Origin of the sequence: Spirillospora sp. NPDC049652 (assembly GCF_040675125.1) — a bacterium.
Lineage (GTDB): Bacteria > Actinomycetota > Actinomycetes > Streptosporangiales > Streptosporangiaceae > Spirillospora.
On sequence record NZ_JBFAOF010000554.1, the window covers coordinates 1 to 4,800 of the forward strand.

Annotated in this window: 6 protein-coding genes and 1 other RNA gene; 2 read left to right on the forward strand and 5 right to left on the reverse strand. The window is 73.9% G+C overall.

The window, feature by feature from the left end; translation table 11 throughout:
* On the forward strand, window positions 1-1,065 hold a 1,065-nt coding region (locus AB0J52_RS27625; RefSeq protein WP_500185284.1), incomplete at its 5' end, for a carbonic anhydrase.
* A 50-nt stretch (window positions 1,066-1,115) separates the two neighbouring features.
* Here the strand turns inward: AB0J52_RS27625 and AB0J52_RS27630 are convergent.
* On the reverse strand, window positions 1,116-1,331 hold the full coding sequence (locus AB0J52_RS27630) for a hypothetical protein (RefSeq protein ID WP_500185286.1): 216 nt from the start codon (window positions 1,329-1,331) through the stop codon (window positions 1,116-1,118).
* Between the two features lie 229 nt (window positions 1,332-1,560).
* On the opposite strand from AB0J52_RS27630, the gene AB0J52_RS27635 reads away from it, so the two are divergent.
* Entirely contained in the window at window positions 1,561-2,022 is a 462-nt protein-coding gene (locus tag AB0J52_RS27635) for a group II truncated hemoglobin (RefSeq protein WP_500185288.1), read from the forward strand.
* 14 nt (window positions 2,023-2,036) lie between these two features.
* Here the strand turns inward: AB0J52_RS27635 and rnpB are convergent.
* The 4 genes from rnpB to AB0J52_RS27655 all read right to left on the reverse strand — a co-directional run.
* An RNA gene (gene rnpB / locus AB0J52_RS27640) (RNase P RNA component class A) lies at window positions 2,037-2,418 on the reverse strand.
* Window positions 2,419-2,472: 54 nt separating this feature from the next.
* Window positions 2,473-3,567, reverse strand: a complete 1,095-nt coding sequence (locus AB0J52_RS27645; protein ID WP_500185290.1) for a bifunctional RNase H/acid phosphatase — start codon at window positions 3,565-3,567, stop codon at window positions 2,473-2,475.
* Window positions 3,568-3,592: 25 nt separating this feature from the next.
* On the reverse strand, window positions 3,593-4,336 hold the full coding sequence (locus tag AB0J52_RS27650) for a zinc ribbon domain-containing protein (protein ID WP_500185291.1): 744 nt from the start codon (window positions 4,334-4,336) through the stop codon (window positions 3,593-3,595).
* Window positions 4,333-4,800 (reverse strand): Nif3-like dinuclear metal center hexameric protein (locus AB0J52_RS27655; RefSeq protein ID WP_500185292.1); only part of this gene is annotated, 468 nt, incomplete at its 5' end. The genes AB0J52_RS27655 and AB0J52_RS27650, both read right to left, overlap by 4 nt.

Below are 4,800 nucleotides of genomic sequence, written 5' to 3' on the forward strand. Positions count from 1 at the left end.
CTGGCGCTGCGGCGGCTCACCCGGCTGGCCGTCCGGGTCGAGGAGGCGGTGCCGAGCGCGGACGACCGGCCCGGACGGTCCACCTGGCACGTTGTCGTGGAGGGGACACTGACGTTCCTCGGGGTGCCGAGGCTGTCGCGGGCGCTGGCCGCCGTCCCGCCCGGCGCGCAGGTCGACCTGGACCTGAACGTCGACTTCATGGACCACGCGGCGTTCGAGGCCGTGCACCGCTGGCGGCTGGCGCACGAACGGCTCGGCGGAGGGGTGGACATCGACGAGGTTCACGAGTCTTGGTATGAAAGAGCCGTGACAGGTGATTTGTCTGGTCAGCGCAAGTCGGCTCCAGGTTCCCGCTGGTGGGCGCCCTGGGCGAACCGCCGCCGCCGTCCGGCGACCGCCCGCGAGGCCGCGAAGGGGGCCCCGAGCGACCTGCTGCTGTCGGGTATCCGCGAGTACCAGGGGAAGACCGCGCCGCTGGTCCGTCCGATCATGTCCGAGCTGGCCTTCGAGCAGAAGCCGCAGCACCTGTTCATCACCTGCGTGGACTCCCGCGTGGTGCCGAACATCATCACCGCGTCCGGCCCCGGCGACCTGTTCATCAACCGGAACGTCGGCAACATGGTGCCGCGGCACGGGGCCGACCCGGCGGACGACTCGGTCGCCGCGACCGTCGAGTATGCGCTGAACGTCCTCGGCATCCGGACGATCACCATCTGCGGCCACTCCAACTGCGGCGCGATGGCGGCGCTGCTGGCCGGCGGCGAGGAGGTCGGGCACCTGACCTCCCTCTCCCGGTGGCTCCGGCACGGCGAGCCCAGCCTCGCCCGGTTCCTCGCGGCCGAGCCCGACCCGGACCAGTCCCCGATGACCCGGCTCTGCCGGCTCAACGTCGTCCAGCAGCTGGAGAACCTGGAGACCTACCCGTGGCTGTGCGCCCTGGTGGACTCCGGCGAGCTCGAACTGGTCGGCCTCTACCTCGATCTCGAGACCGCCGACGTGCACGTCCTCGACCGCGCGTCCGGGACGTTCAGCCCGGTGCGCGGCGACAGCCGCACGGCGGTCTGACGGCCCTGGGCCGCCCCCGGGCGAAGAGGGGCGGCCCCGGCCCCCGACGGTCAGCGACCCACCAGTTCCTCATCGCCGCCGCGGGTGCTCAGTTCCTCGACCCCCCGGACGTACATCCCGGTCACCCGGCGCGCCCGCCGCGTGCTCCGGCTGTCCGCCGGGACGAAGAAGACGTCGTTCCTGCTCACACGCGCGAACTCCACCAGGTAGAGCAGCACGCCCAGCATCAGGGAAAGCGCGGCCACCGCCACCAGCACGATGATCATGAGCGCCCCTCTCCGCGGGCCCCGTGCGCCGGGTCCCGCCGCCTCGCCGATCTCCCAGCCGGATCAGGCTGCGTACTTCGGACGGTAAGCGCCCCTTCCGTCCCACTCTGTGTCCCATGACCCGATCCTCCTGAGTCACGGAACCCACCCCGGACGTCCCTTCCCAACACCGCCGGACCGGCCTACCGTCGGCACCACCGGCGTCCCCGAGACCGGGAGGTCCAAGCCCGTGACCAGCCTCTACGACCACGCGGGCGGCGACGAGGCCCTGCACCGCCTGGAGGAGACCTTCTACGGCAAGGTGCTCGCCGACCCCGTCCTGCGCCCGCTGTTCCCCCGGCGCGAGCCCCACCACGTCCGCCACCTGACGTGGTTCACGGCCGAGAGCTTCGGCGGCCCCGACCGCTTCACCCGCGAGCTCGGCTTCGACCACCTCATCAGCGTCCACCGCGGCCTGCGCATCACCGACGAGCAGCGCCGGCGCTTCGCCGACCTCTACCTGGAATCCCTGGACGAGGCGGGCCTCCCCAAGGACGAGCCCTTCCGCCGGGCGTTCCGCGAGCACGTCGACTTCGGCGTCCACGTGGCCCAGCAGAACTCCCACGCCGAGACCGAGGCCGACCTCCACCCGCTCCGCGAGGTCCCCCGCTGGACCTGGGACAACGACCCCGAGCAGCCCTCACCCGGGTGAAGGGGAAAAGGGGGCGGACGAGTCGGCCTGTAAGCCGGGTTTTGTGCCGTCCCTTGCGGGGCGGTGACGGCCATCCATCTCGGGCCGCCGTTGCCGGCGGCCTCCAGCGGTCTACCCGCAGGCATCGGGCGGGCCGCCCTCGAACGCCTGCGCGGGAAGCGTCGCTTCCCTTCTTGACCTTGCTCCGGGTGGGGTTTACCTGGCCGCCCACGTCACCGTGGGCGCCGGTGAGCTCTTACCTCACCGTTTCACCCTTACCACCTCGCGGTGGCGGTCTGTTTTCTGTGGCACTGTCCCGCGGGTCGCCCCGGGTCGGCGTTACCGACCACCCTGCCCTGTGGAGCCCGGACTTTCCTCGGCGGGGCCATGCCCCGACGCGGCCGTCCGGCCGGCTCGTCCGCCGTGGGTCAAGGGTACCGGTTGCGGACGGCGGCCCGGCGCGCCGGGCGGTCAGGCGTCCAGGTGGTGGACGTCGTTGAAGGCGTGCAGGCTCGCCGGGCCGTCGTCGTACCAGTCGACGCGGGTGAGGGACGCGGTGTCCAGGCGCATCCGGTACAGGGACGACAGGGGCGCGCCCAGGGCGTCGGCGACCATGAGCTTGATCGGGGTGACGTGGGAGACGACCAGGACCCGCTGGTGCCGGTAGCGGACCTTCAGCTTGTCCAGGGCCGTCCGGACGCGGCGGGCGACGGCCTCGAAGCTCTCGCCGCCGGGCGGGGCCGCGGCCGGGTCGGCCAGCCACGCCGAGAGGGCGGCGGGGTCGCGGTCGGACGCCTCGCGGAAGGTCAGGCCCTCCCACTCGCCGAAGTCGGTCTCGCGGAAGCCGTCCTCGACCCGGACCTCCAGGCCGGTGACGGCGGCGACCTCGGCGGCCGTCGCGCGGCAGCGGGCGAGCGGCGAGGTCACGATCGCCTCCACGTCCCGCAGGGCGCGTGCGGCGGCGCGGGCCTGCGCCAGGCCCTCCTCGGTCAGCGGGACGTCGCTGACCCCGGCGAAGCGCTTCTCGGCCGACAGCGGGGTCTCGCCGTGGCGGAGCAGCAGGGTGCGCGTGGGGGTGGTCGTGGCGGCCGACCAGACCCGGGTGGGGGCGGGCTCCTCCTCGACGCGGAGCCGCCACTCCTCGCCGCGGGCGGCGGCGTCCATCGCCTCGTTGGCCAGGCGGTCGGCGTGCGCGTTGCGCTCGCGCGGGATCCACTCGTAGGAGACCGCGCCGAGCCCGGACGCGACCTCGCGGGCGCGCTCGGCCAGCGGGCGCATGTCCGGGTGCTTGATCTTCCAGCGGCCGGACATCTGCTCGACGACCAGCTTGGAGTCCATCCGGGCGGTGACCCGGGCGTCCGGGTCGAGCCCGGCGGCGGCGGTGAGCCCGGCGATCAGGCCCCGGTACTCGGCGACGTTGTTGGTGGCGAGGCCGATCGCCTCGGCGGTCTCGGCCAGCACCTCGCCGGTGACGGCGTCCTTCACCAGGGCGCCGTAGCCGGCGGGCCCCGGGTTGCCCCGCGACCCGCCGTCGGCCTCGACGACCAGGCGGCGTCCGGCCGTCACCGCGCGTCCTCCCGGGGGTCCGGCGTCACAGGCCGGACTCGGCGGTGCGGACGAGGATGCGGCGGCACTCCTCGCAGCGCAGCACGTCGTCGTCGGCGGCGGCCCGGATGCGGTTCAGGTCGACGGTGTTCAGCGCGAGGTGGCAGCCCTGGCAGGACCCCCGGTGCAGGACGGCCGCGCCGACGCCGCCGAACTGGCCGCGCAGCTTCTCGTAGAGGGCGACCAGCTCGTCCGGGACGTCCTTGGCGACGCCCGTGCGGGCCGTGCTGGTGAGCCCGGTCTCCTCGTCGATCTTGGCCTGCTCGGCGCTCAGCCGCTCGTTCAGGTCGGCCAGGGCGGACGCCGAGCCGTCGGCCTCGGCGCGCAGCTCGTTCACCCGCGCCTCGGCCGCCTCGCGGCGCTCCATGATCTCCAGGACGACCTCCTCGAGGTCGGACTGGCGGCGGCCCAGCGACTCGATCTCGGCCTGCAGGGACGCCAGGTCCTTGGCGGAGGTGACCATGCCCGAGTCGAGGCGCTTCTGGTCGCGGTCGGACCGGGTGCGGACCTGGTCCACGTCCTGCTCGGCCTTCTTCTGCTCGCGCTCCAGGTCGCCGAGCTCGGTCTCGGCGGCGACGATCTGGTCGCGCAGCTCGGCGCGGCGCGCCTCCAGCCGCTCGATCTCGGCGAGCTCCGGCAGCGTGCGGCGGCGGTGCGCCAGGCGGTCGAGCGAGGTGTCGAGCTCCTGCAGGTCGATCAGGCGCTGCTGGGCTTGCGGTGCGGCTTTCACTTCACTCCTTCGTTGCTGGCACCGTGCAGGCGCCATGCGTCGGTGACCGCCGTGGACACCCGGGTCGTCAGATCGAGCGCGCCGGTCAGCGCCGCGGCGGCGTCCGCCAGCCACGGGTGCTCGGTGGCCCAGTGCGCCGCGTCCAGCAGCGCCGGCCCACCGGCCTCGACGAACTCCGACGCGGGATGGTGCCGCAGGTCGGCGGTGAGGTAGACGTCGACGCCCGCGGCGCGGACGTCGTCGAGCAGCGAGTCCCCCGCGCCGCCGCACACCGCGACGGTGCGGACCGGCCGGTCCGGGTCGCCGGCGGCGCGGACGCCCCAGACCGTGGCGGGCAGCCCGGCCGCGGCCCGCGCGGTGAACTCCGCGACGACGTCGTCCCGGTAGCGGAGGAAGTCGCCGCCGACGGAGGTGACCCCGTAGGACGGGACGGCCTTGCGCGCGACGCTGTCCAGGGCCTTGCG

Bases quoted from the DNA above. Each gene is read 5' to 3' on its own strand.
- AB0J52_RS27630 (WP_500185286.1), bottom strand. From the start codon at position 1,331: ATGATCATCGTGCTGGTGGCGGTGGCCGCGCTTTCCCTGATGCTGGGC.